Genomic DNA, 24,707 nt, shown 5'->3' with positions numbered 1-24,707 from the left:
ATCACTTTTTTAATACTTTTTGCTTCATATCATTAATATACCTGATGTTTTTCTTGATGTGTGGAATCTGAAGATATTCGCGCGGAATCTGACGGTTCAGTATCTCTTCGGCAGAATCGAATGACTCCTTCTCCATCTTGAGGTTGCTGTAGCTGTTTACTAACACAGTATACCCGGCGATCAGATCAGACCAGTTCATGGGATTGCGCTTTTCTGAAAGAATGATAAGGCGCTTGGCCAGCTCAAGTGCCTCTTTGTTTTTACCTGTCCAAAGAGCAATGAAGGTTCTTATCCTGAGGAAAATCGTGTTATCAGGAATCTCCTTCAGGACAGAGCCGGCCAGAGAATCTGCACTCCTGAATCTATCTTTCTCAATAAGAATCCAGCACAAAGAGTTTTTTGCCGCATAATTGTAGGGAAAATCAGCCTTCATCGCATTCTCTATGGCCCTTATCCCTCCCTCACCCTTGTCATCCACAAAAGGAAGCCATTTCAGGCTGTTCCGAAGATAATAATTGAAGACCCCTATTCCAAGATAAGCTGCATAGAATTCCGGATCGAGTTTTCTCACCTGTTTAAGCATACCAGTGGAATTTATGGCATTTTTCATTGCATCAAACCAGTTTCCCGCCTTTGCCTGTATTATACTTATCCCTCCATAAGCATTAGCTATGAAAAACAGGCATTCCAATGAATCTGCCCCGCGAAGCTTTTTAAGACGGCTCTCGAGAACGTTCTTTATGCTGTCAACCAACACTATAAATCTCTCGCCATCAATCAGGTAAGACTCGTAATCCAGAATCCGGGTCTGTTCTATGGCTAATTTAAAGTACAGAGCAGTGTTGTCATCCGGGTTTTTAAGCAGATATTTCTCTATGCATGTCTTTGCGCCAGCATAGTCCTGCCTGACCAGAAGAGTCAAAGCGGAATCTTTTATGGACTCAGAAAAGGCAGAAAAAGAAATTCCTGACAGCAGAACAAAAAAAAACAGCAGATTTTTTCTCATTATTTAAGTTCCTAATACCTGTAAGATGCTTATGAAAATATTAGGGAATTGAGAAATTTGCAATCACTATTTACATCAACCGTAATTTTCATAACCGTCAGAGAACTGACAGTGCCATGCAGGAACTATTTTCAGAATAGAAAGAAAAACTATCTGATATGGAAAAACTTCAACAAGCCCCCTGGCTTACTCTTAAAGACCAGCAACTGCTTAAAAAATTCCTCAACCGCTCCGGTATTATCCCCTCTCAGGACAGACAAACTCTTATTGAGGGCATAGCAAGGGCCTTTTCTGCTATTCCTTATGAAAACCTGACAAAGATTATCAAGTCAAATTCCTTTATCAGCCCGCAGTCCTGTATGCGCTACCCCGATGAGCTGCTGAGTGATTATCTTAAATGGGGCACAGGAGGAACCTGCTTCTCACTTACCGCAGCTCTCATCGCTGTACTTAATGCCTTTAATATTGAGTCTCATCCTGTTCTGGCCGACCGCCATTACGGAGTCGATACCCACTGCGGCCTGATAGTCACAGGCGATGACGGGCTCTTTCTACTTGATCCAGGCTACCTGATGTGTTTTCCAATCAAGCTGCCATCACTGGAACCGGTATGCGTAAACAACGGGTTCAACACTATTGAACTGATCCCCCTTGAAGGCGGCCAGAAGGTCGAGCTTTACACCTCAGTCAAGGGAAACCGCAGGCTCAGATTAACCTACAGAATTAAACCCATCGATGCGGTAGAGTTTGAGCGGGCATGGGAACAGTCCTTCTCATGGGAGATGATGACTTATCCTGTGATCACTCGCACATCCGCCGGAAACCACCAGTATCTCCAGGGGAAAAAACTCTCTATCAGGTCAGAAAACCGTACTGAAAGAAGAGAAATCTCACCGGAAGATCAGATGCAATTTATAGTTGACTCGATGGGAATAGACAAGGAAATCGTCAGAAAAGCATTCGGAGTGATAAGACATGGCTGAAACAAAACCGCCTTTCCCTGTAAAGCATTTTATTGCCGTCCTTTTTTCCAGCAGAGAAAACCTGTCTCCAGCGCTTTTAAAAGCAAACGAGAGCTGGGGGCCTTTTGACTTTCAGGGAGAGGATCATCTCTTCGATGTTACAGATTACTACGCCCCTGAGATGGGATCACCACTTTTCAGAAAAATATTCTCCTTCGAGAAGCTTTACGAACCGACCCTGATGGTCGAGATGAAACTTGGGTGTAACAAAATAGAAAAAGATCTCTCGGTTGATGGAAACCGGGTAGTTAATCTCGATGCCGGTTACCTTGACCACAACAAAGTTGTTCTGGCATCTGCAAAGGAGGCGGGGCAGAAAGTTTACCTTGACAAAGGAATCTACGCCGATCTGGCAGGACGGTACAAGTCAGGACGATACCAGCCTTTTGAGTGGTCTTTCCCGGATTTCAGGGATGGGCGGTATGACAAGGAACTGCTGCAGATAAGGACAATCTATATGAAACAGATGAAGGAGTGGAGAGGAAGGAGCCTGAATCTTGATTTGAAAGATTAGAGAATCTTAAAACCCCCTTTATGGAATCAGGGGGCATTATTCTCTGTGTGAGATTATTCCTTAAACCTACATACTCTCCAGCACCCCTTTCATAAAATCCCAGAATCTCTCCACAGAACCCACATGCACACGCTCCTCGGGAGAATGCGGATGAAGGATTGTGGGGCCGCACGAAACCATATCTATCCCGGGATACTTCGAACCTATGATCCCGCATTCCAGACCCGCATGCACCACATCCTCTTCCGCTTTACGTCCGAATGATCTTTCATGAACAGTCTGCATACTTCTTAACAGCTCAGATGAGGGATCGGGCTGCCAGGCAGGATAAGCTCCAGCAAATTCAACATGAGCCTCTGCAAGTGTCAGGGCACTCAGCACCGCATTAGCCAGATCTTCCCTCGCGCTCTCAATCGAACTGCGCAGAAGACATTGTAAAGCCGATCTCCCGTTTTCACACCTGAGCACAGCAAGATTATTCGATGTCTCCACAACACCCTTCACCCTGTCACTCATCCTGATCACACCATTTGGGCAGGCATAGATTGCACTGATCAGATTACTCTGCCCCGGCTTTGTAAGCACCTTTTCCGGAATCTCTGTTTCTTCAACACTTACTGTTAATCCCGGATCTGCGATCTGATACTCCTGCCTCAGGATACTCTCCTGTATAGAGATGAACTCCCTGAATTCATCTTTGTATTCATCAGGCACCACAACGGTCGCAAATGCCTCTCTGGGTATTGCGTTGCGCACAGAACCTCCGTGAAAGCAACATAACCGCATGTCAGTTTTCTCAATAGCATTGAAAAGTATGCGGTTGAGAAGCTTAATTGCGTTTCCCCTTCCAAGATTGATATCGATTCCGGAATGACCTCCCTGGAGTCCTGTCAATGCAAGCCTGAAAGCGGTTCTTCTGTCTGATACCTTTTCAACCGGATTAACCATCTCGGCATTGCAGTCGATACCTCCGGCGCATCCAATACAGAGAACACCCTCATCTTCTGTGTCAAGGTTGATCAGTTTACGCCCGGCGATAAAATCAGACGATAGCTCCATCGCCCCGGTCATCCCGGTTTCCTCATCAATTGTAAATAGAGCCTCGAGAGGACCGTGTTTGATGGAACTGTCCTCAAGCACAGCCATCATCAGGGCAGCACCTATTCCATTGTCCGCTCCAAGTGAGGTATTCTCTGCCCTCACCCATTCTCCGTCAAAGAATGGTTTGATGGGGTCTTTCAAGAAGTCATGCTCAACCCCGGCGTTTTTCTGAGGAACCATATCGAGATGGCTCTGGAGTACAATAATTGGCCTGTTTTCCTTTCCTGCAGATGCAGGTTTTCTGACAAGCACATTCCCCGCATTATCGGTTTTTACCTCCAGCCCCAGACTCCCGGCAAATTCCTGAACATATCTGGCTGCAGCCTTCTCATGTTTTGATGGACGCGGGATTCTGCACAGCGCTGCAAAGTGCTTCCAGAGCAGCTCAGGTTTAAGAGATGATATACCAGTCATGGCTTTTCTCCTGTTGGTGTGAGTTTAATATAAATAGTTTCTGATCAGGGTATGCGGGGAAGAGGTTCAAAAATCGCTTTAAGTCGATCGATCGTTACCACCATACCTGCAGGACTCTCAAGCTCTGGAAAAAGGAATTTTCAATGATCCAGGCTGAAGGCCTGAATATGACACATCAGGTAAACACGAGCCCTAATCTGATCATGATCAGCCTCATTCCGGCAAGACACGCCTTTGAAGAGATACGCAACTTTTCTTTTGTAAAGTCAGACATACTTTAAGATTTCCTCGATTTTCTCTTTGCTGAATCCAGTAATCTCCTGAATTGATTGAAGACTTATCCCCTTTTTTACCATCCCCCTGACAATTTGATGTACCAGTTTTTCTTCCTGTTCAAATTTGGTATCTTTTTGCCTGATTTCAGCATTCTTTTTCTCAATTGCAGTATCTTTTGCCTAAGCTCAATTTCTTTCTCCTCAAGTTTCCTTCGCAATTCTCCTTCAACCTTCTCTCTTTTCAATCATTCTTTCTCACGTAACGCATCTGCTATCATTTCCATATATACCTCTCCACCACTATGCTCTTCCGCTATTATTCCCAGAAACTGATCAATCAACTCTCTGTTAACCACCGATACTTCAATGCCAATAGCAGCACCTTAAGCCTGCTGTCTTCTATCTGCTCCGGTTTGAAGAGCCATAAATCCATCATTATAAAGCGAAAATCCGGGACAGTCTCTTCGACCACCTCTATTATTGCGATTGCCTTCTTCATGCTATTGTTAAACTTACAAGGCCTGGATAAAGAGAAGCCAACATCATTTGTAAAATGCAAATTATAGGATTTTAAGAGATAATGCGTGGGAAGCCTCCCCCTGGCTACAGCCCGCAGAAGACTGCGGTCTTACGGGCCACCCCCTCTGTGTTGACACAAAGCAATACCCGGCGGGAAACTGTTACAAGTTGGGCAAGATTAGCTGACTCCTCAGTCTTTACTGGTGGAAGAAGAAACGATAATTGTATACCGGATTTCCATTTGGTTCCTGTATTTTCAGGGTGGAAATAGTCCGTACTCTCATATTTTCGTATCCTCGTAATGTCGTACCCCGTCCATTATGTGCCGGATAAGAGTCTGAACTATGATTTTTGTGATTAATTGATTTAGATGAATTACTGAATTCCTTTCTTTTAATGAATGACATGGAAGCAATTGTGTACTTGTTAAGTAATGATATCTTACTCACCATCTATCTACCACCTTCTCAGTAATCGCCTCAATCCTTCTAAATCTCTAGTATTAATCACATCCTCCCTCCCCAGCCATCCCCTCCTCGCCTGACCCACACCAAATCGCATAAAGTCAAGATCCCCCGTACTGTGTGAATCCGTATCGATAGCCACCTTCACTCCCATCTCCTTTGCCAGCCTGCAATGGGTCTCATCGAGGTCAAGACGATCCGGATACCCGTTTACCTCAACAAAACACCCCCGCTCTTTAGCGCCCTTTAACACAGCCTCGAAATCTATATCGTAAGGCTCCCTCCTGTTAATCAGCCGTCCCGTAGGGTGAGCCAGGATATTGAGATAACGGTTGTCCATCGCTTTTAAAATCCTTTTTGTCTGCTTTCCCCTGGAGAGATTAAACTTGTAATGGACAGAACACACAACAACATCCAGCTCTTTGAGTATCGAATCTGAAAGATCAAGCGATCCATCCTCCAGAATATCACACTCTATCCCCTTTAAAACTGTAAATCCCTCCAGAGTCTCATTTATTTTGTCGATATGCTCGATCTGTTCCGCAAGATCTCTCTCCTTCAGCCCACGCGTCATCGCCAGATGCTTTGAGTGGTCAGTGATCGCCAGATACTCATATTCCTTCGCCCTCGCAGCAGCAACCATTTCCTCCATCGATGCGTGCCCGTCGGTACGGGATGTATGGGTATGAAGATCACCCCTTATCTGATTCAACTCGATAAGCAAGGGCAACTCTCCCCTCTCGGCAGCCTCTATCTCCCCAGTGTCCTCACGCAGCTCCGGCTCGATAAAGGGGAGCCCCACAGCACTGAAGACATCCTCCTCTCTCTCCCCCCCGATCCGCATCTCCCCCCTGAACACTCCATACTCATTTATCTTCAGTCCCCTCTTCACTCCACGCTTCCGTACCGCTATATTGTGAGGTTTTGATCCTGTAAAGTAGTGAAGCGCAGAGCCGCAGCTCTCCTGAGGAACTACCCTGATGTCAACCTGAACTCCGGATTTTAAAACAACAGTAGTGCGTGTACCTCCACTGGAAAGCACTTTTGCGATCTGAGGGAAGGAAAGAAAACGTTCAGAGATCCTTGCGCTGTCACCGGTTACCAGGATGTCAAGATCATGAACCGTTTCCCTGCGCCTCCTGAAAGAGCCCGCAACCACCATCTTCTCCTGGTCCACAACAACAGAAAGATGCTTTATCACACCTGCGGCAATATCCTCTGCCTCAAGAAGCATAATCCTGTTTCCATATTCACGGGCCCTTTTGATCCCCTGAAGAATCGACCGTTCCACATTTTCACCGAATCCGGGCAGTTTACAGATTTTATGCTCCCTGGCCGCCTCCTCCAATTGCTCAAGTGTATAGATCCCCAGCCTGGAATTGATAGCAGCTACTCTCTTTCCCCCCAAACCCTCTATTTTCATGTACTTTATCAATTCAGGGTTGATCCTCTTTGACAGATCCTCGAATGCTGAAAGATGACCCGTGGAGACTATCTCCTTTATCTTCCCCGCAAGATCCTTTCCTATACCGGGGAACTTCGAGAGATCTTCGCCGTTAGCAATCAGATCCGAAACATCCTGGGAGAGCGAGTTTATCGTCCTTGCTGCAGTTCTGTAGGCGCGAACCCTGAAAGGGTTCCCACCCTCAATCTCAAGCAGATCAGCCATGTTGTCGAATATAGCTGAGATAGCAGAATTGTAGATCCGCATCACTAACCTCGATGAGCTCCAGCGACAAACGGGATACTCCTATTCTCCAGTCCTGCAAAATATTTCTCATCGTACTCCTGTTCCACTAACCGATGAGACGGGGGGTTCTTTTTGAGTCTGAGAAGCGCAAGAGATCTGGTTTCCAGATCATAGTTACCGGAGCAGACGTAAAGTGGTGAAGCTGTGAAAGTGACCGGATACCTGGTATCTAAAATCAACTCCCATCTCTGCCCCCTTTCGCATTCAGGAAGAGAGAAGATGACAGGCTCGTAATGAGCGTTAAGCAGGATAAGCAGGGTGTCATCGATTACAGGAGCCCCATGATCATCTATCTCCTCTATCACATCTCCGGATAATTTCAGTCCCAGATATCTCACCATCGGATTATTCCAATCCTTCTCAGTCATCTCCCGCCCCTCCGGATGCAGCCAGGTGAGATCTTTTGTTCCCTTTTTCCTGGTATCCCGTCCACTGAAAAAATTACGTCTCTGCAGTACCGGATGACTGTGGAAGAGAGCTATGAGAGACCTCGTAAACTCCAGTAGTTTTTTACCCCTGATATCCAGATTCCAGTTTATCCACGATATCTTGTTATCCTGACAATAGGCATTGTTGTTACCCAGTTGTGTCCTTCCCGATTCATCACCGCTGAGAAGCATCGGTACACCCTGAGCCAGAATCAGTGTTGCAAGAAAATTCCTCTTCTGCCGCTCCCGCAGTTTGATAATGACAGGATCATCTGTCGCCCCCTCTATCCCTCCGTTCCAGCTCAGATTCTCATCTGTACCATCTTTGTTGTCCTCTTTATTCCCCTCGTTGTGCTTATTGTTGTAGCTGACAAGGTCATTGAGTGTGAATCCGTCATGGGCTGTAACATAGTTTATGCTTGCGTACGGACGGCGTCCTCCCCTTTCGTAAAGATCACTGCTTCCGGTCAGACGATATGCAAGATCTCCCACCTGCCCCTCATCGCCCCTCCAGAATCTCCGTACCGTGTCCCTGAATTTTCCATTCCACTCCGCCCAGAGCACAGGAAAGTTCCCTACCAGATACCCTCCCGGACCAAGATCCCAGGGTTCGGCGATCAATTTGACACGTGAAATCACCGGATCCTGATGAATCAAGTCGAAGAATACAGAGAGCCGGTTTACATCGTGAAGCTCCCTTGCCAGAGATGATGCCAGATCGAACCGGAAACCATCAACATGCATCTCTGTAACCCAGTATCTCAGGCTGTCCATTATCATCTGCAGCACATGAGGATTTATCATGTTAGGGGTATTACCGCAGCCTGTGTAATCGAGATAGTAACGACGATCCTCGGGATTGAGGTTATAGTAGCTCAGGTTGTCAATTCCACGGAAACAGAGAGTGGGGCCCAGATGATTTCCCTCGGCGGTGTGATTGTAAACCACATCCAGAATTACCTCTATTCCCTCCCTGTGAAGAGTCTTGACCATGGTCTTGAATTCATTTACCTGCTGGCCTGAAGCCCCTGATGAGCTGAAGCGAACCTCGGGAGCGAAAAACCCGATGGAGTTATACCCCCAGTAGTTGGTAAGGCCCTTCTTTACAAGATCACGCTCGGAGATTGATTGATGCACCGGCATGAGTTCCACAGCCGTTACCCCGAGAGAATGAAGATACGCGATCACCGCCGGACTGCTAAGCCCCGCAAAGGTGGATCTCATCTCAGGTGGTACTTCCGGATGTAATGCGGTGAAACCCTTTACATGCACCTCGTAGATAACGGTCTTATGCCAGGGGGTCTGAGGATTTAGATCATCACCCCAGGAGAATGCCGGATCTACAACTACACATCTGGGCATGAAAGGAGCACTGTCCTGTTCGTCAAATGAGAGATCTGCCCTGCTGTCCCCGATCCGGTAGCCAAAAAGGGAATCATCCCACCTGATAGTTCCGTCAATTGCCCGAGCATAGGGATCAAGCAGGAGTTTGTTGGGGTTGAAGCGATGTCCGGATGGAGGGTCGTAGGGCCCGTAGACCCTGTAGCCGTAGCGGAGTCCCGGACGGGCCTCGGGGAGGTATAGATGCCAGGTGAGATCTGTGTGCTCTGTGAACCTGATCCTGTTTATCTCCTCCCCGTCATCATCGAATATACAGAGTTCAACCGCGCTTGCATTCTGGGAATAGAGGGCGAAGTTTACACCCGCACCATCCCAGGTGGCTCCCAGAGGGTAGGGCTTTCCAGGCCAGACTTTTACGGGCTTAATGCTCATCGGGTGAATTGCTCTGATTTACAAATACATCGTTTTGTTTATCGGCATCGGTGTCCCCTGAATCCCCCAAAGGAGGACTTTAAGAAGTTACCGGTATCGCTTCCTCTTTGATAATCGGGGTCAGTATCGGCATCGGTATCGGAATCGTTCCCTCATCTCTCCCCATTAAAGCCTAGTCCATTATTAAATCTCCCGCCAACTGCAGTGAGCGCAAAAGGGGTGCCGAAGCGATGTGGCACGAATCTTGCAAAATGATTTGGAGATTCAGAGATCCTTAACACTTTTAAACAGACAAGATGTCTTCAAAAAAGGAGAATGTCATGTCCAGATTGAGATTTGCGGTAGTGGTTTTCTCTCTTGCTCTGGGGATAGGATATCTTAGCGGGTGCAGTAACAACGGTTCTGCAGAAAAAGCGGGAGAGCAGGTGGATAAGGCGACAAAGGAGGCAAAAGAGAAGGCCGGGGAAGCTGCTGACACGCTGCTTAACGACACAGCCAAAGACACAACACCCTGAAAACGGTGTGTTTGGATTTATCAAAGAGATCTACCGCGGCTATACCAGGGATGAAATCCCCAGACTGGCCGCGGCACTGGCCTACTATTCTCTTTTCTCCCTTGCTCCACTGCTTATAATTGCCATTGCTATAGCGGGGTATGTATTTGGCAGGGATGCGGCACAGGGGCAGATCGTTGAGGAGCTTAAAAACGCGATCGGCATGAGGGCGTCACAGGCAGTCCAGCAGTTAATCCTCTCCGCCTCTCGTCCATCCTCAAGCATCCCTGCCACAATCACAGGAATTATCCTCTCTCTCTATGGCGCATCCCAGGTCTTTAACCACCTTAATATCTCTCTAAACCGTATCTGGAAAGTAAGGAAAAGAGAGGGTCTGGGATATTTATCGTGGCTGAAAAACAGGCTTTTTTTAATCCTGGCTGTGCTCTCATTCGGGCTTTTCTTTCTCCTCTCTCTAATTTTCAGTACTGCTCTCCAGTGGGCCACATCCTACTTTGGCTTCATCTCCCCTCTTCCCTGGCTTTTCCGCACTGCCGCATCACTACTTCCCTTTTTCCTCACCACACTTCTCTTTATTTTCATCTTCAAGTTTATCCCTGATGTCAAGATCAGGTGGGGGCCGCTTTTCTACGGCTCGGTTTTTACCTCCATACTTTTTAACCTGATCCGGTCGATCCTTGTCATCTACCTGGAGAGAAGTTTTTACCGTTCCACTTATGGTGCTGCTGCATCACTGGTAGTTTTGCTTCTATGGATCTACTTTTCCGCACAGATTCTTTTTCTGGGAGCGGAATTCACCAGAATCTACGCAATGAGGCATAATGAGCCAATTCTGCCTGCTCCAGGAGCGGAATCTTACCATTGGGAAATACTATAGAAATGGTATAATGATTGCGGGGCAATAAAGCAGACAGGATAAGAAATGGTTTTCTTCCGGGCAGGAGCGTAAGAGAAAGCAGATCGTGAAACGGGTACTGTTTAAGGGTAACAGATTTTAACAAACAGGAGCGCTGGGGAAATGTTAGCATGGTCACTGGTTTTTCTGATCATCTCTCTTATTGCGGCGGCTTTCTGGCTCAGCGGAAGTGCCATAGTTTCCTCGACTATGATACAGGTGGTTTTTGTCACATTTCTGGTGCTTTTTCTCATTACGCTCATAGTTGGGCTGGCGCGGAAACCGCCCAATGTCTGAAGCTTTATTAGCCAAATTCAAGAGGAGCTTTAAAAATGGGTATTGTAAAAAAAGTCACATTCTTTTCACTCTTAGCAGCGGCGATTCTGGGTGTCGTCGAAAAGATCTCCGGGAAAAAACATCTGAAATTATTCTGCAGGAAAAAGGAAAGTTTTCCTGAGAAGATGATGAAAATTTTTCACAATATGACAAAGTGGATGGGAAAGAAGCAGAAGCGCCCGGTCTTTATGCCTGGACGGTAATGGGACTTGGCAAAAACAGTAAAGGAGCTCTCAAAATGAAAAAAACAGTACTGATTATTCTGTTGATCACTTTCTCTATCAGCGCTCAGCAGTTGCGTCTGAGTCTCATAGGGGGAGTGGCAAAAGAGGTAGGAGAGAACTTTGACAGGTTTAACTGGGGGTTTGCAGCAGGTGGAAACATATTCTTCTACCTCGATGACAACCTCCTTCTGGGTGCCAGAGCTGCTTACACCAGATGGACCCCGGTAGATTCGCAGTTTTTGCAGAGTGTGGGGAGTCTCCTTGACGGGAAGGTGAGCGGAGAGAATTATACAATAGAAATAGTCCCCTTTGCCCGCCTCACCACAAACTTCCCCATGAGCATGATTAATCTCTTCGCCCAGGCCGGAGCCGGTCTCTACATAATAAATTCCGAGGTCACAGTTACAGGTACAGGTGAAGATGAAACTGAGATACAGCAGATTTTCGGTGAAAACGCCCGTGCACGTTTCGGAGCGGCAATAGGAGGCGGGCTGACTTTCGGAAACCCGGAATTTATCTCTGTTGACATCTACCCAATCTTCAACCTGATTTTCCTGGACAAAAGTGAGTGGATGAAATATTTGACCATTAACCTGGCAATCGGATTCGGTATCTGACCCTCTGTAGCCCCGCCCATGTTGACTATTTTCCTTCATGGGCGGATCTCTGTTTCTCTCTTCATCAAGGGATAACGCATTTGAAGTGAAGAACCTCAAACTTGAATATTATTCACAATTACGCAATGAATGTAGTAAACCGTTGTATCCCAGATGCTGATTGACTGTAAACCAGCCTTTTACTATTCTTATCACTGTGTTTTCAATTGATGTCTGATACACAAAGCGAGTTCTAATCTGAATCTCGCCTTGGATATTTGTACTACTCTGTTGTGAATCCTATCATATTGCTTATATTGTCTGGTTTATTTGGACCTGCCACAGTCATCACACGAACCCAATACCTGAAAATGCTTACCACAAGCAATGCAATAATTCCAATACGAAATATCATCGGGGATATCTGCTCGATATTCTTTTCTCAAATTTCACATCAAGGCTCTTTGTCTTCTCAACATTAAACCATTTCCCATCATCCGGATAGGAATCAACATGACAATCCATCTCAAAAAAACCTGTTTCTTTATTATTGACTGTTTCAGTCATAAATAACTTATTATCCTTTATTCTTCCCTTCAATGTGATTTTCTGGAGTTTATTGTCGTAGTAATACACTCCATATACATCTTCCGTCATCATTTTCATGTAATTGCTTTCTATCAGCATGTATTTCCCGATATTATTCAGGCATTTCTTAATTGTGTCAAGTTCTACGGTTACATCATATACAGGCGTGCATGCTTGTACTACATGTGGATAACAGTCATCTATAAGAGAGATTGACAGTTTTTTATTCTCTACGCTGTAACTTCCTATATCGTAATAATCGCCAATCGGGCTCAGAGCCTGCACATTTCACAGCAGTTTCAAATTCCCTTTTTACCCCTTCAAGCCAATATTTGTGGAGAAATTCCAAATACCCGGATAGTGTAAACAATGCTTCAAAAGAAATTGATTCTGTTTCTAATTCCTGGCCGGTTTTTAAATCAAAAAACACCTCTTCTGCAACAGTGTTCAGATATGCACCATAGTGTTCTCCTGCAAATGATATGTAAAGAATATCCTCTTTTATCTCTGTAGAACACTTAACCTCGTACCATATGAATGCCTCTATTTCGCCCGGCTCAAAACTACTGATGCTGAATCGCTCTTTAATCCAGGAATTGATAATTCCTGCTACCTGGTTTTGATCATTTGACAAATCTCTCAATCTGGGAATCTCTGATACGTATTTTTTTTTTCGATTGTTTCAGTAATAAGTACTTTTTCAACAACATACTTTTGACTGTAACTGATAAAAGTGCTGACCAGGATAAATATCAGATATTTGTACTTCATTATTCTATAATCTCCAAATGAGTTGCCGTTTTCCGGCATTCTGACAATTTTTTTATAAGGTTAAGAGCCCTTGTCATCAAGAATAAACAGAGAATAAAGGCTTTGGATTTCATCATTATCTTTTCTCAATAATCGGTAATCTGAACCGTCTTTCAGATGAAGGACTCAGGGATTCATAAATGAGCAACATTTTGCTTTATGCATCATGTTTATGACAGATTCTCAGAGGTACAATTTTATAAGTGACTTCCACACTTAAACCAGAATAGCCCAATTTTAATATTAACCAAAGTCAAGAAAAAACATTATTATCCAACTTTTGATAATTAATAAACATAAAACAGCATACAGTGTAAACACATTACGAATTTACACCATTAAAGGACCTCTTATTGTGTTCGATTGACCAGCCCAGGCATTATTTTATATGCTATTATCTGTATTTACATAAAGTATTGAAAGTATTTGATTGAGTAAAGCCATGCTCCACTCCTCCCCCATAATCCGCCCTCCCAGCGAGGCACACAGCATCCTCCTCCAGGTCACCACCGGATGCTCTCATAACCGTTGTGCATTCTGCGGGGTTTACAAAAATATCCCGTTCAAAATCATGGAGCCGCATCTTATTCTGGAAGATATTCTCTATGCGGCGAAACACTTCCAGGACCGGGACCGGGTTTTCCTGTGTGATGGTGATGCGCTGATTGTTCCTCAGAACAGGCTGGTACAGATACTTTCTGATATTCGCAAATATCTTCCCTGGACAGTACGGGTTGGTACTTATGCAAACGCAAAGAGTATCGCTCGGAAATCTCCCGATGAACTCAGGGAGCTTCGTCAACTGGGACTGAGGATAATCCATATCGGGTTGGAATCGGGTGATGATGAAACTTTAAAGAAAATGGGAAAGTGGGGGGATTCGGAAGCAATTATCGAGCAGGGGCTCAGGGCAAAGGAGGCAGGGATAAACCTTTTTGTCACCGTGATCTCCGGGCTTGCAGGCAAAGAACGGTCATCCATACATGCTCAGAAGACCGGAGAAGCGCTTACAAAGATGAACCCTCAGTACGTTGGGGTCCTGAGTCTCATGCCCCTTGAGAATACCCCTCTATATAACTGGATCAGTGGTGGGCTTTTCACACCCTTGACCCCCAGGGAACATCTCATGGAAATCCGCACCATGCTGGAAAACACTGAACTTCGTCCGGGGTATTTCTATGCCAACCACGCATCAAACTACCTCCCTCTCCGTGTAAGGCTCCCCAGAGATAAAAAAACCGCCCTTGATACCATCGATACAGCTCTCAGGGGTGAACTGGAGCTTACTCCGGAGTGGATGCGGGGGTTGTGAATTATGTCAGACTGGATTCTTTTTTTCAGCAAGAATGATATGAGGCTGGAGTGTGGTTTTAAAGTATCAATATAGCAATAACCATCGTACAATTCCCTGAAATTCACTATTAATTCTTTTATAATCATTCCAATCTTCTATTTATTTCCATTCTCTTTTCTCCTCTTCACACCTTTGCGCCTTCGCGTGTAACTCTCTTACTCTTCAAATAAGACTTACTTGCAAACATACTCTCGTAACGAATCTCTTAAGTCCCCCTTTGGAGGATTTGGGGGCAGAAATAAGTAGGCTGAAAAAGCGTGATCTTGTGAGCCTGTAAGTGCTTTGCAATATGGGAGTTACAGAAACCGTTTGTTTTTTGCGTCGTACATTTTATAAGTTAATAATTAGAGAATTATTCATTTTAAGAGAATCTCAGAAACCTACTCCTTATCTGTACTTACCATTCAGGGAAAGTTTCAATGCAAAAGCAAAGGAAAAATTTCGGATTGAAAGAATTAGAAGAGTTTAGGTATTAATTAGATCAAATATATCAAAATGAAAACCGTTCCTGTTTTATGTTTGATAATTTTTTTTGAACCTCCATATTTGGCATTAACACAAAGTTTTAAAAATGGTTCAAGCTTTATCGTGACCTTCTCATTTTATCAATTTAACTTTTCTCTCAGCACATATGGGGGCTCAAAATGAAGCATAGCTGGAAAAAGATAACTCTCTTTACAGCCGTAGCGACACTTATCACCACCACAACAACCCAGGCAGCCAATGAGTGGCTTGTAGATTCCAAAGGCAACATTACTCTTAACGGTTCTTTATTCCGTGTCAAGGGTGGATCGTGGTTTGGCCTTGAAGGCCGGGATGAATCTCCCAACGATGAGAAAAATCCCAGAGGTGCCCCGATGGAATTATATATAGGTAATGTTTTCTGGTCACCCAGCGGTCGAACACTGGACAAAGATGCAACTGAAATTAAAAATCTTGGATTTAACTGTATCAGAATGCCTGTTTCTCCTCAGACTCTAGATGACAGCGATGCTCAGGGCAGGGAACCTTTTCTGAAAAACGATGAGTCTGTACGTATAAATGGTGCCTTTACAGCACTGAAGGAAGTCATAAAAGCATGCGACAAAGCAGGTCTCTATGTTCTTCTGGACATGCACTCCTGCTCTAATTACCTTGGCTGGAGAGCGGGACGTCTTGATGCCCGTCCACCTTTTGCAGATGCCAAACGTGAGAATTATGCGTATACCCGAGAGGAATGTTCCTGCGCAGCCACCAACAACCCCAGTACAGTTACCCGTATTCAGCCTTACGATGTACAGAAGTGGCTCAATGATCTCAAGACACTCGCCGGATTGGGAAAAGAAATCGGTGTAGACAATATCATGGGTATCGATATTTTCAATGAACCGTTTGATTATAGCTGGAGTGAATGGAAAACTCTTATCGAAATGGCTTACGAAGCAATCAGCTCCGTAAATCCCAACATCCTCATTTTCGCCCAGGGAATTGGTGGCTCTAACGGTGCCCAGGATGATACACCTGACACAAAAGCCGATACTCCTCATGGTGATCTCTCTTCAAATCCCAACTGGGGTGAGAACCTCTATGAAGCCGGCAGCAATCCTCCATCAATGCCTAAAAGCAAACTGGTCTATTCACCACACTGCTATGGCCCTTCGGTATGTACGCAGCCGATGTTTGCCGATCTTGAGGCCCAGCCGGAGTGTGCAGGTCTTGTTGAAGATGCTTTCGGTGATGCCAAATGTCAAATCGTAATCCAGCCGGAAATACTCGAAAAGGGATGGCATGAGCACTTCGGTTACCTCAGATCCATGGGATATGCTCTCTGCATCGGAGAATTCGGTGGAAACATGGACTGGCCCGCAAAATCTGAATCCCGCCATGTAAATCGTTACAGCTATCTTACAAACAGAAACAGTGACGAACAGTGGCAGAACGCTTTTGTAGACTATCTGATTAAGATGGGCATTGTCAATACTTTTTACTGGTCAATTAACCCTGAGTCCGCAGATACCTACGGTATTTTTAAAACTTCCTATCATCCCCAATCCAACACAGAAGGCTGGGGGACATGGACAGGTATTGACACTAAAAAGATGGACCTGCTGAATAGACTCTGGGATGCACCCGATGTTGACCCTCAGCTCCCGATAGTTATTCCTGCTAATCAGAATATGAGCAGTGGTTTCAATTGCCAAATCTCAAACAACGGAATGATAACTTATACACTGCAAAAAGCAGGATCTGTTTCTTTCAAGATTTACAATGTCAATGGACGTTTGCATTCAGAGTTTTCCACCCGGCATCAGAGCTCAGGTTTATACTCAATGGATTTACGTCAACTGACAAATGCAGCAGGATCGTATCTTCTTGTTGTTAAAGCAGCGGGATTATCTCACAGCCAGATGGTATCTATCGTTAAATAGGTTTCATCTGTTGCAGCTTACAATAGCTGCAAGCTACAGTCTGCTATTCAAACCAGCCGGATAAATCCGGCTGGTTCTTTTTTTATGTGCTGCCAGTTGAAGACTGGATTCTCGATTTCTCGGGAATGACGTGGAGGTGAGAGTGGTGCTTGTAAATAGACGATGTTTCTTTGGGGGATTTATCAGACAAGAGGTTTTTGGGGGCAGAAATTCAGAGTGTGGAAATTTTAGAGAACAGGTGATTTCTGAAGCTCTCCCCTACCCAGCAGTCTCAACAACCCATCCAGAATAGTCAAAGGATGCGGCGGGCAGCCGGGAATAAAAAGATCCACCGGAATAACATCCCCGGCACCATCACAGCACTCTCTATGTCCAGCGAAGATTCCACCGGAGATAGCACAGGTACCAACAGCAATCACGATTTTTGGTTCCGGAACAGCCTGGTATGTTTTCTGTAAAGCAAGCTTCATGTTTTGTGTAACCGGGCCGGTTACCAGGATCCCGTCGGCATGACGCGGTGAGGCCACAAACTGTATTCCAAATCGCCCCAGATCCCATCCCACCGTATTCAACACATTCACATCCGCCTCGCAGGAGTTACATCCTCCTGCACTTACCTGACGCAGTTTCAGCGATCGTCCGAAAAGCCTCCTTATGCTCTCCTGTAGAACTTCTGCCAGGATAAATTCCTTCTGATCTGAGGATACAGCCAGATCCTGGCGTTTACTGAAAGATAACCTGTAATCGTTAGTAAATGAGATGGCCTGTTGAGGACAGGAATCTGCACAGTCGGTGCAGAAAAGGCATTTTCCAAGGTCTATTGTGACATTCTCATTTACTTCGATGGCATCGGTGGGGCAAGTCTGAACACAGTCTTTACAGAGATTACACTTCGAACTCTCTATACAAGGTCTTCCCCTGAATCGCTCCGGCATCTCAGGCGGTGGAGCATCGGGATATTTGATTGTCCTGTGTTTCTGCTGCAGTCTTGCCAATATCTCTTTTAACATCGGTCAAATTCCTTTACTGCATTTCCCCTGTTTTCAGTTTTACAGATCGTGTCCGCAATATGATAAGTTGAAACTCTTGTTGCACAAGGGAAAATCTGAAATCTGCTGGTTACGTAAAGCGATGGCCAGCCCGGTCCAGTTATGAAATGACGGATCCACGATTTTATAACGCAGGAAATTCCCGTTCTCATCTGTAATAACTGTATGACAGACCTCACCCCGCCATCCCTCACTCAACGAAACAGATATCCGGTTGGGTTTCAATCTGCCGCAGTTTACATGGATCTTCCCTTCGGGAAGTTTTCTGAGCTGCTCTCTTACAAACTGCAGGGAATTTTTAATCTCCAGCCATCTTATATGCGCCCTCGCGAAGACATCGCCTGATTTACATGATGCAACCGGGATATTTGAGGAACAGTAGATACCTGCAGGATGATCCTTCCTGACATCACGCATAAGCCCGCTTGCCCTTGCTGCCGGCCCAACGAGTCCAAGGTCGATCGCGTTCTGTGCTGAAAGTGTGCCTGTATTCTCAAACCTGGCCATCGCCGATGGAGTATCCCATAGCAGATCCACTGCAACAGTAACATCTTTCTCCGCCGCGTCGAGTCTGCGAAGGAGATCATCGATATAGGCCTGATTAAGGTCGAAATGGACTCCACCTGCTTTTAACAATCCGCGTCCGAACCGATTCCCGCACAGTACAGCAGTCATATTGAGAAATTCACCACGTATTCTGCCGCAGAAACTGGCAGTCGGTAGAAAACCGACATCACCGGACAATGCACCCAGATCACCCACATGATTAGCCAGTCTTTCAAGTTCCAGGGCAATACCGCGAAGTGCCTGAGCCCGGGCGCTCAACTTGGATCCGCTCAGAGACTCGACTATTTGACAAAAGCAGGTGCCGTGTGCGATTGTGGAGTCGCCGGCTATATTTTCAGCATAATGGATGCTTTTCTTTTTGAATTGACTCTGCAATGCTCTTTCAATGCCCCGATGCTGATATCCCAGTGCAATCTCCAGATGAAAAACGGTTTCACCGTGACACTGGAAACGGAAATGCCCGGGTTCTATTATCCCGGCATGCACAGGCCCCACAGCAACCTCATGCACCTGTTCACTCTGAATTTTATAAAAATCCCCAACTGCAGGAAGGATCTGCTGTGTTTCGTTTGTCATGCCTTGATTATAACGTACTGGTTTAAGCCACTGATGATTGACCGGTTTTAATCCGTACTGCTCGAAGATCTCCCTTTCAAAGAGATGTACCTGCGGGCACTGAGAAGTCAACGAGAGAAACTCGTTTTTCCCGATTTCTGTACTGCTTATTCTAAGAGAGTTCTCTTTATCATCAGCCAGCACAGCATAGAACTTGGGCTTTGTACCGGTCGCAGCGGCTCCGAAAAATGAGGAGACACGCAGCCCATCGGAAACACCTGAGAGGATCAGTTTATTGAACTCTTCAGTAGAAAGTACAGGAATCTCATCCAGAGCAAGCTCAGATCCATTGGATGTTTCTGCATACAGTGATCCGGTAATCTTTTCTGATACAGTAACAGTCATGGCTGACCTCCCAGATAACCGACCGCATCATTAAGCAGCTCTGACAATGGTGAAGGAATATATACTCCGAAAAGAAACACAAGAATCAGCAATCCAATAATCGGTAAATATGAAGCAAAGGTGTCACGGTAAATCATTTTCTCTTTGTTTGGAACAGGTGAACTTCCCTGCAGTGCTTTGAGAATCGGTGCTCCCATTCCTATGAAAACCAGTAATAGGAAAATCAGAAACAAACCTGCGGTTGTATATTTCCCGGCCTCGAACGCACCATTGAGAATAGAAAACATACTGACAAAAGGTACAAACGGAGGAGAGCCGGTAATTGCCAGAAAACTGATAAGAAACAGGGATCCGGAGACCGGCATCAGGCGCAGGGCTCCGCGTACCTGATCAATATTTTTACTCCCGAAAGCGCGGTGAATATTTCCAACCGACAGGAAAAGAACTCCTTTTGTCAATCCATTGGCAATGACATGCAACAGGGTTCCAAAGAGAGCCGGAGTGCCGATTCCTAATCCAATTGTCAAAATACCCATGTGTTCTATACTCGAATACGCCAGCATCCGTTTCAGGTCACGCTGATTGATCATAAAGAATGCGGCAGTTGCCATCGAGACAAGCCCCATAAACAGCAGGACTTTTGACATGTAGGCAAATTCACCCGCAACGCGACAGATATGATAGATGCGCAGAAATGCCAGAAAGGCGCAACTGGTAAGCCCTCCGGCCAGAATTGCCCCGATAATTCCGGGGGACTCACCGTAGGAGTCGGGTTTCCAGGTGTGCATCGGCGCTAAGCCCATCTTAGTACCGTAACCGATAAAAAGCAGAACAAAAGAGAGGTGCAGCCATGTTTTGGAAAGATGCGGGGCATTTTTCAAGAGTGTAACATAAAACAGTGTAGTTTCCTGTCCCCCGTGCATTGAGGAATAAGCAAGAAAAAATGTTCCAAGCAATGCCAGGGCTATACCTACTGAACTGATAAGCAGGTATTTCCACATCGCTTCAATACACAACCGGTTGCGATTAAAGTAAATCAAGGGTGCGGTAACAAGCGTGGTCGCTTCAATAGCCACCCACATGAGAGCCAGATGCTGTGAGCAGGTTACCAGGCTGACAGTACCCGCGAATGCTATCATGCAGGCACTGAACACTCGATTATCTCTCTCTTTTCTATATTGTAAATATGGAACAGCATACAGAGAGCAGAAGAAAAAGAGAGTGTTTACCAGAAGAAGCACTATTTTCCCTAGTGAATCCAATACCAGCCATGAATTAGTGGCACTCAGTCCAGGTTTAAAGAGAATTAATATTGTAAAGAAGAGCTGAGGGATGGCTGTCAGAGGAAGAAACAGAGGCCTCCAGCGGTTTGACGGAAAAATGGCAGCAGCACCTGCCATCACGAGAGGAAAAAAGATAAGCAAAAAGGCCATAACCTGCTATTCCTTCAGTGAACTCAACATTCGTGTATCCATGGTGGAAAAAGACTTGCTTATTTTACTTATAATAATGCAGCTTACAAAAATAGCCACGAACACATCGAGAAGAACACCCATCTCAACCACCATGGGCATGGCACCCATCAACAGAATCCCAAAGATATAGATGCCATTTTCCAGGATCAGATAACCTATTACCTGTGTCAAGGCTTTGAACCTGGTGGTCAGAAGGATGAAACCTGTAAGCATAGTGGAAATCGCAGCCGGGACTATCAGTTTACCAGTGTGTTCAGCGATAAGCGGTATCTGATTGGAAAAAAGAAGCGCGAATGTTGTGGCAATCGCTCCCAGGATAAGGGACGGCATCAGGCCGATCAGCGGCTCCACTTCCCGTTTGATCCGGACATTGTGCAAAGTACGGTTCATCATGTGCGGGATGAGAACACCTTTAAGCACTATCGCGATTAACGATGCAAGCAGCAGAGAGATACTAAGATGTGAGTGAACCAGCAATGGAAGGAAACCCAGCAGTACTCCCTGAATGGCAGCCGTATGAATTATTGACTGGATACGACTTGACCCAAGAGCGAATAGATTGAGAGCCAGGATAAGTACCAGAAGGGAGTTTATTAAGTTGGTCATGGTAATCACCTGAATAAAAGGACAAACCCGAAAGCACAAAAAAGAATCGCACTGATCAGCAAATATGGCACATGTTTCATCTGCAATCTTGCCATAACCGATTCTACAACACCAATTGAAACAGCCAATACCAGCATCTCCAGAATATAGAGCAGCCAATTTACCCATGATATACTGATACGGAACGGAAAGATTACATGTAAAAGAACTGTGCCAAGTATAAACAACTTGAGCGCGGAAGCATAACTTATGATACCGAAGAGAGGACCGCTGTGGTCAAGCACCATTGCTTCATGAATCATAGTGAGTTCAAGATGAGTATTGGGGTCATCGACAGGTATCCGGCAGCTTTCAGCCAGCATGACAATATAAAGTCCGATTGCCAGAAGAACCAGCGGTGCCGCAATGTCAATAGAAAGTTCTTCAAGCGGACTGTGAAGCATGGAGGACAGAGAAAAAGAACCGGACATCTTTACCAGTGCCGCGAATGCGAAAAAAAGAGCAGGTTCGGAGAATGCGGCAAATGTGACCTCTCTGGATGATCCCATGCCCTCAAATGATGAACCTGTATCCAGAGCTGATGCAGTTGTAAAAAACCGGGACAATCCGAAAAGGTAAGCGAAAAGTATCAGATCACCTGTAAAAGAAAAAGGTGCATCGAAACTCCCCATCGGAACCAGAAGGCCTGCAATAAACACGGTCATCAGTGTTATAACAGGACCGAATCGGAAGATCCAGGTTGTTGTATCACTTATAACCATTCCTTTACGCATCAGTTTTATTATGTCATAGTATGGCTGCAGTAAAGGCATCCCTGTCCGGCCCGCAAACCAGGCCTTTGTCTTATTGATAATGCCGAAGAGAAGCGGCGGCATAAGAATCAATAACAGCAGATGAATTACAATCAATTGACAGCTCCGGTATTTATTCTTATCAGTTTCTAAACCACTGGTAAATAAGTTCTTTAAATGGCATCTGAATACATATCATCAGAAACAGGGTAATAAGTATGTACAGTATGTAATGCTGTATCAATCCATGCTGAAACCTATGGAAAAACCTGCATAAACGTATGAATGTATTACTTGCCGGAACAAGCACTCTGCTTAAAACTATTTCGTCAATATGACTTTTCATTTTCTGAGATTTAGGGAAATACTCTTTCAAATGAGGATTATGCTCGCGGGGACGAAGTACCCAACTGAAAAGGGATACTATAGATTGAGCAAATGACGAAGCAGTGTACTGCATCCGGCTATCCGGTTTTGCATATCCGCAATCCCAGGTTACTGCATATCTGGCTCTCTTTTTGTCAATAGCGACCAGACCGGTTATCAGTACACCAACAATCAGAGCTATTGAAATCAAACTGATCTGTAGTAAAGGCGCGGCAGTGTTCAGACTTATTCCACTCAACTGCATGGATGGATTCCAGATCGTAACAGCCTTGGAGAGAGCAGGTGTGAAAAGCATCGGTGCGATTCCGATTGCGACACAAATCCCCGCAAGGATCATCATCGGTACTGTCATAAACAGAGGAGATTCCTGATGATTTGAATGGTTGTGGCGGGGTAAACCCAGAAATACGGCTCCATAAACTTTCACAAAACAGGAAACAGCCAAGGCTCCTATAGCCGCCAGTGCCGGGATGCCAAGTGCAACTGTCAAAAGATGAGAGCCGTCGGCGACTATCCTTAAGAATCCCAGGTAAACAAAAATTTCACTTATGAAACCATTGAGAGGCGGCAAGCCGCAGATTGCAACCGCACCGATCAGAAACATGGCCGCTGTCAGAGGCATCGACTTTGCGAGTCCTCCAAGCTGATCTATCTGGCGGGTTTGTGTGTTGTGAACTACAGAACCCGCACACAGAAAGAGAAGGGACTTGAAAAGGCTGTGGTTCCAGACGTGCAGAAGGCAACCAGACATCCCTAACAGGACCAGTACCGGTCTATCAAAGGATTTACCCAGCAGGGCAATTCCCAGTCCCATCAGAATGATACCGATATTCTCTATACTATGGTAAGCAAGGAGTCTCTTTATATCATGCTGACCGATGGCAAAGAGAACACCTGCAAGTCCGCTTATCAGGCCAAGGATAATTATTATGGTTCCCCAGACATGAGGAATCTCCGGAAACAAAGAGAACCATCTTACAAGGCCATAGATTCCCATCTTGAGTACAACACCGGAAAGTATTGCTGACACATGGCTGGGAGCAGTTGCATGTGCGGCTGGTAACCAGAAATGAAAAGGCATGATACCGGCTTTCAATCCGAAACCATTGATAGCTAGAAGGAAGAAAACGTTCATCAGCGGAAAACTGACAGAATTTTCAGTAATGGGCTGCAATGCGAAAGAACCGCTTTTCCAGCGCCACAGAGAGAAGAGTGCCAGAAGTGAGAGCGTTCCCAGATGGGTAGAGATCAGATAAATCCATCCGGCCTTTCTGTTTTCCAGATGATTATCCTCGGTAGTAACCAGAAAGAATGCTGAGAGTGCCATCAGTTCCCATCCCAGCAGAAAAGCAAGAGCATCCTTGCTGACAAGCAGCAATGCCATCCCCCCTACCATCCATCCCCAGAACAGAAACAGTTTTTTTGAATTCGAAGGATGTTTGTCCTGGGGCCAGTATCCCAGTCCATAAAGGGAACCGAGTCCTCCGATAAGAAATACAGGTATCAGGAAAAAAGCACTCAGTTCGTCAACACCGATTATGCAGTTTCCTACCGCAGGCCAGGGGAATGTGAATGTTGGATTATTATTTAGGAATAAGGCCAGTCCGCTGCCAAATAGTCCGGTAACCGCACTGACACTCATCAGTGCAAAAGCTATCTTCTGTCCCCATTTGGAAGAATATGGAAGAAGACCCGGGAATCCACTTATAACCGCCAGAACCATCGCGGTGCAGATCAATAATAGAGACATAGCTTTTATTATTCCGGCAATTGAATATTTCTCATTCTATGCTGCGTAATTGACAAGTTTATGTTGAAAGAAATTCTTAACTTTATTCTTTTTCTTCTGCAAGCCTTTCATGTATTTACGGAGGCTTGTC

Annotated in this window: 24 protein-coding genes; 10 read left to right on the top strand and 14 right to left on the bottom strand. The window is 45.4% G+C overall.

The window, feature by feature from the left end; translation table 11 throughout:
- Window position 1: 1 nt before the first annotated feature.
- Window positions 2-1,006, bottom strand: coding sequence for a hypothetical protein (locus GX089_03995; protein NLP01634.1), 1,005 nt, complete (start codon window positions 1,004-1,006; stop codon window positions 2-4).
- Between the two features lie 158 nt (window positions 1,007-1,164).
- Between GX089_03995 and GX089_03990 the strand changes: the two genes are divergently transcribed.
- Both GX089_03990 and GX089_03985 read left to right on the top strand, forming a co-directional pair.
- Entirely contained in the window at window positions 1,165-1,989 is an 825-nt protein-coding gene (locus GX089_03990) for a hypothetical protein (GenBank protein ID NLP01633.1), read from the top strand.
- Complete coding sequence (locus GX089_03985; protein NLP01632.1) at window positions 1,982-2,542, top strand: DUF4416 family protein; 561 nt, start codon at window positions 1,982-1,984, stop codon at window positions 2,540-2,542. Before GX089_03990 ends, GX089_03985 begins: the two co-directional genes overlap by 8 nt.
- A gap of 66 nt (window positions 2,543-2,608) precedes the next feature.
- Here GX089_03985 and GX089_03980 read toward each other — a convergent pair whose 3' ends face one another.
- Window positions 2,609-4,057, bottom strand: a complete 1,449-nt coding sequence (locus GX089_03980; protein ID NLP01631.1) for an aminoacyl-histidine dipeptidase — start codon at window positions 4,055-4,057, stop codon at window positions 2,609-2,611.
- A gap of 143 nt (window positions 4,058-4,200) precedes the next feature.
- On the opposite strand from GX089_03980, the gene GX089_03975 reads away from it, so the two are divergent.
- Window positions 4,201-4,338, top strand: coding sequence for a hypothetical protein (locus GX089_03975; protein ID NLP01630.1), 138 nt, complete (start codon window positions 4,201-4,203; stop codon window positions 4,336-4,338).
- A 68-nt stretch (window positions 4,339-4,406) separates the two neighbouring features.
- Here GX089_03975 and GX089_03970 read toward each other — a convergent pair whose 3' ends face one another.
- From GX089_03970 to glgX, 4 genes are all read right to left on the bottom strand, one after another.
- Entirely contained in the window at window positions 4,407-4,577 is a 171-nt protein-coding gene (locus GX089_03970) for a hypothetical protein (GenBank protein ID NLP01629.1), read from the bottom strand.
- Window positions 4,578-4,669: 92 nt separating this feature from the next.
- Complete coding sequence (locus GX089_03965; protein NLP01628.1) at window positions 4,670-4,831, bottom strand: hypothetical protein; 162 nt, start codon at window positions 4,829-4,831, stop codon at window positions 4,670-4,672.
- Between the two features lie 476 nt (window positions 4,832-5,307).
- The gene (polX, locus tag GX089_03960) at window positions 5,308-7,026 is read right to left on the bottom strand and encodes a DNA polymerase/3'-5' exonuclease PolX (GenBank protein ID NLP01627.1); all 1,719 of its coding nucleotides are present in this window, start codon (window positions 7,024-7,026) and stop codon (window positions 5,308-5,310) included.
- Between the two features lie 2 nt (window positions 7,027-7,028).
- Window positions 7,029-9,266, bottom strand: coding sequence for a glycogen debranching protein GlgX (gene glgX / locus GX089_03955; protein ID NLP01626.1), 2,238 nt, complete (start codon window positions 9,264-9,266; stop codon window positions 7,029-7,031).
- Between the two features lie 320 nt (window positions 9,267-9,586).
- Between glgX and GX089_03950 the strand changes: the two genes are divergently transcribed.
- From GX089_03950 to GX089_03930, 5 genes are all read left to right on the top strand, one after another.
- A complete protein-coding gene (locus GX089_03950) occupies window positions 9,587-9,781 on the top strand; it encodes a hypothetical protein (protein ID NLP01625.1) in 195 nt (64 codons plus the stop codon).
- A gap of 7 nt (window positions 9,782-9,788) precedes the next feature.
- Window positions 9,789-10,658, top strand: coding sequence for a YihY/virulence factor BrkB family protein (locus GX089_03945; GenBank protein ID NLP01624.1), 870 nt, complete (start codon window positions 9,789-9,791; stop codon window positions 10,656-10,658).
- Between the two features lie 141 nt (window positions 10,659-10,799).
- The gene (locus GX089_03940) at window positions 10,800-10,973 is read left to right on the top strand and encodes a DUF1328 domain-containing protein (GenBank protein NLP01623.1); all 174 of its coding nucleotides are present in this window, start codon (window positions 10,800-10,802) and stop codon (window positions 10,971-10,973) included.
- 35 nt (window positions 10,974-11,008) lie between these two features.
- Window positions 11,009-11,215: a hypothetical protein gene (locus GX089_03935; GenBank protein ID NLP01622.1), complete on the top strand. Its 207-nt coding sequence runs from the start codon at window positions 11,009-11,011 to the stop codon at window positions 11,213-11,215.
- A gap of 35 nt (window positions 11,216-11,250) precedes the next feature.
- The gene (locus GX089_03930) at window positions 11,251-11,853 is read left to right on the top strand and encodes a hypothetical protein (protein NLP01621.1); all 603 of its coding nucleotides are present in this window, start codon (window positions 11,251-11,253) and stop codon (window positions 11,851-11,853) included.
- A 390-nt stretch (window positions 11,854-12,243) separates the two neighbouring features.
- Here GX089_03930 and GX089_03925 read toward each other — a convergent pair whose 3' ends face one another.
- Together GX089_03925 and GX089_03920 are read right to left on the bottom strand one after the other, a co-directional pair.
- The gene (locus tag GX089_03925) at window positions 12,244-12,705 is read right to left on the bottom strand and encodes a hypothetical protein (GenBank protein NLP01620.1); all 462 of its coding nucleotides are present in this window, start codon (window positions 12,703-12,705) and stop codon (window positions 12,244-12,246) included.
- Window positions 12,644-13,063 carry a hypothetical protein gene (locus GX089_03920; protein ID NLP01619.1) on the bottom strand — a complete coding sequence of 140 codons (420 nt, stop codon included), beginning with the start codon at window positions 13,061-13,063 and terminating at the stop codon, window positions 12,644-12,646. Before GX089_03920 ends, GX089_03925 begins: the two co-directional genes overlap by 62 nt.
- A 609-nt stretch (window positions 13,064-13,672) precedes the next feature.
- On the opposite strand from GX089_03920, the gene GX089_03915 reads away from it, so the two are divergent.
- Window positions 13,673-14,542, top strand: coding sequence for a radical SAM protein (locus tag GX089_03915; protein NLP01618.1), 870 nt, complete (start codon window positions 13,673-13,675; stop codon window positions 14,540-14,542).
- A gap of 686 nt (window positions 14,543-15,228) precedes the next feature.
- Window positions 15,229-16,992, top strand: coding sequence for a cellulase family glycosylhydrolase (locus tag GX089_03910; GenBank protein NLP01617.1), 1,764 nt, complete (start codon window positions 15,229-15,231; stop codon window positions 16,990-16,992).
- Between the two features lie 227 nt (window positions 16,993-17,219).
- Here the strand turns inward: GX089_03910 and GX089_03905 are convergent, their stop codons facing one another.
- The 6 genes from GX089_03905 to GX089_03880 are packed head-to-tail and all read right to left on the bottom strand — an operon-like array spanning window position 17,220 to window position 24,577.
- On the bottom strand, window positions 17,220-18,002 hold the full coding sequence (locus GX089_03905) for a 4Fe-4S dicluster domain-containing protein (GenBank protein ID NLP01616.1): 783 nt from the start codon (window positions 18,000-18,002) through the stop codon (window positions 17,220-17,222).
- Window positions 18,003-18,041: 39 nt separating this feature from the next.
- Complete coding sequence (locus tag GX089_03900) at window positions 18,042-19,568, bottom strand: hydrogenase (protein NLP01615.1); 1,527 nt, start codon at window positions 19,566-19,568, stop codon at window positions 18,042-18,044.
- Entirely contained in the window at window positions 19,565-21,001 is a 1,437-nt protein-coding gene (locus tag GX089_03895; GenBank protein ID NLP01614.1) for a hydrogenase, read from the bottom strand. Before GX089_03895 ends, GX089_03900 begins: the two co-directional genes overlap by 4 nt.
- Before the next feature lie 6 nt (window positions 21,002-21,007).
- Window positions 21,008-21,649, bottom strand: a complete 642-nt coding sequence (locus GX089_03890) for a hydrogenase (GenBank protein ID NLP01613.1) — start codon at window positions 21,647-21,649, stop codon at window positions 21,008-21,010.
- Window positions 21,650-21,654: 5 nt separating this feature from the next.
- Window positions 21,655-22,557 carry a hydrogenase gene (locus GX089_03885; GenBank protein ID NLP01612.1) on the bottom strand — a complete coding sequence of 301 codons (903 nt, stop codon included), beginning with the start codon at window positions 22,555-22,557 and terminating at the stop codon, window positions 21,655-21,657.
- A 25-nt stretch (window positions 22,558-22,582) separates the two neighbouring features.
- A complete protein-coding gene (locus GX089_03880; protein NLP01611.1) occupies window positions 22,583-24,577 on the bottom strand; it encodes a hydrogenase in 1,995 nt (664 codons plus the stop codon).
- Between the last annotated feature and the right edge of the window lie 130 nt (window positions 24,578-24,707).

The organism is Fibrobacter sp. (genome assembly GCA_012523595.1).
Taxonomy (GTDB): domain Bacteria; phylum Fibrobacterota; class Chitinivibrionia; order Chitinivibrionales; family Chitinispirillaceae; genus JAAYIG01.
Note: the sequence above shows the minus strand (reverse complement) of the source record. Positions and strands in the feature narration are given on the sequence as shown.

What these genes read in the sequence shown, in the direction of transcription:
- GX089_03995 (NLP01634.1), bottom strand. Translation starts at nt 1,006, where the DNA reads ATGAGAAAAAATCTGCTGTTTTTTTTTGTTCTGCTGTCAGGAATTTCT.
- GX089_03990 (NLP01633.1), top strand. Translation starts at nt 1,165, where the DNA reads ATGGAAAAACTTCAACAAGCCCCCTGGCTTACTCTTAAAGACCAGCAA.
- GX089_03985 (NLP01632.1), top strand. Translation starts at nt 1,982, where the DNA reads ATGGCTGAAACAAAACCGCCTTTCCCTGTAAAGCATTTTATTGCCGTC.
- GX089_03980 (NLP01631.1), bottom strand. Translation starts at nt 4,057, where the DNA reads ATGACTGGTATATCATCTCTTAAACCTGAGCTGCTCTGGAAGCACTTT.
- GX089_03975 (NLP01630.1), top strand. Translation starts at nt 4,201, where the DNA reads ATGATCCAGGCTGAAGGCCTGAATATGACACATCAGGTAAACACGAGC.
- GX089_03965 (NLP01628.1), bottom strand. Translation starts at nt 4,831, where the DNA reads ATGAAGAAGGCAATCGCAATAATAGAGGTGGTCGAAGAGACTGTCCCG.
- polX (NLP01627.1), bottom strand. Translation starts at nt 7,026, where the DNA reads ATGCGGATCTACAATTCTGCTATCTCAGCTATATTCGACAACATGGCT.
- glgX (NLP01626.1), bottom strand. Translation starts at nt 9,266, where the DNA reads ATGAGCATTAAGCCCGTAAAAGTCTGGCCTGGAAAGCCCTACCCTCTG.
- GX089_03950 (NLP01625.1), top strand. Translation starts at nt 9,587, where the DNA reads ATGTCCAGATTGAGATTTGCGGTAGTGGTTTTCTCTCTTGCTCTGGGG.
- GX089_03940 (NLP01623.1), top strand. Translation starts at nt 10,800, where the DNA reads ATGTTAGCATGGTCACTGGTTTTTCTGATCATCTCTCTTATTGCGGCG.
- GX089_03935 (NLP01622.1), top strand. Translation starts at nt 11,009, where the DNA reads ATGGGTATTGTAAAAAAAGTCACATTCTTTTCACTCTTAGCAGCGGCG.
- GX089_03930 (NLP01621.1), top strand. Translation starts at nt 11,251, where the DNA reads ATGAAAAAAACAGTACTGATTATTCTGTTGATCACTTTCTCTATCAGC.
- GX089_03915 (NLP01618.1), top strand. Translation starts at nt 13,673, where the DNA reads ATGCTCCACTCCTCCCCCATAATCCGCCCTCCCAGCGAGGCACACAGC.
- GX089_03910 (NLP01617.1), top strand. Translation starts at nt 15,229, where the DNA reads ATGAAGCATAGCTGGAAAAAGATAACTCTCTTTACAGCCGTAGCGACA.
- GX089_03905 (NLP01616.1), bottom strand. Translation starts at nt 18,002, where the DNA reads ATGTTAAAAGAGATATTGGCAAGACTGCAGCAGAAACACAGGACAATC.
- GX089_03900 (NLP01615.1), bottom strand. Translation starts at nt 19,568, where the DNA reads ATGACTGTTACTGTATCAGAAAAGATTACCGGATCACTGTATGCAGAA.
- GX089_03895 (NLP01614.1), bottom strand. Translation starts at nt 21,001, where the DNA reads ATGGCCTTTTTGCTTATCTTTTTTCCTCTCGTGATGGCAGGTGCTGCT.
- GX089_03890 (NLP01613.1), bottom strand. Translation starts at nt 21,649, where the DNA reads ATGACCAACTTAATAAACTCCCTTCTGGTACTTATCCTGGCTCTCAAT.
- GX089_03880 (NLP01611.1), bottom strand. Translation starts at nt 24,577, where the DNA reads ATGTCTCTATTATTGATCTGCACCGCGATGGTTCTGGCGGTTATAAGT.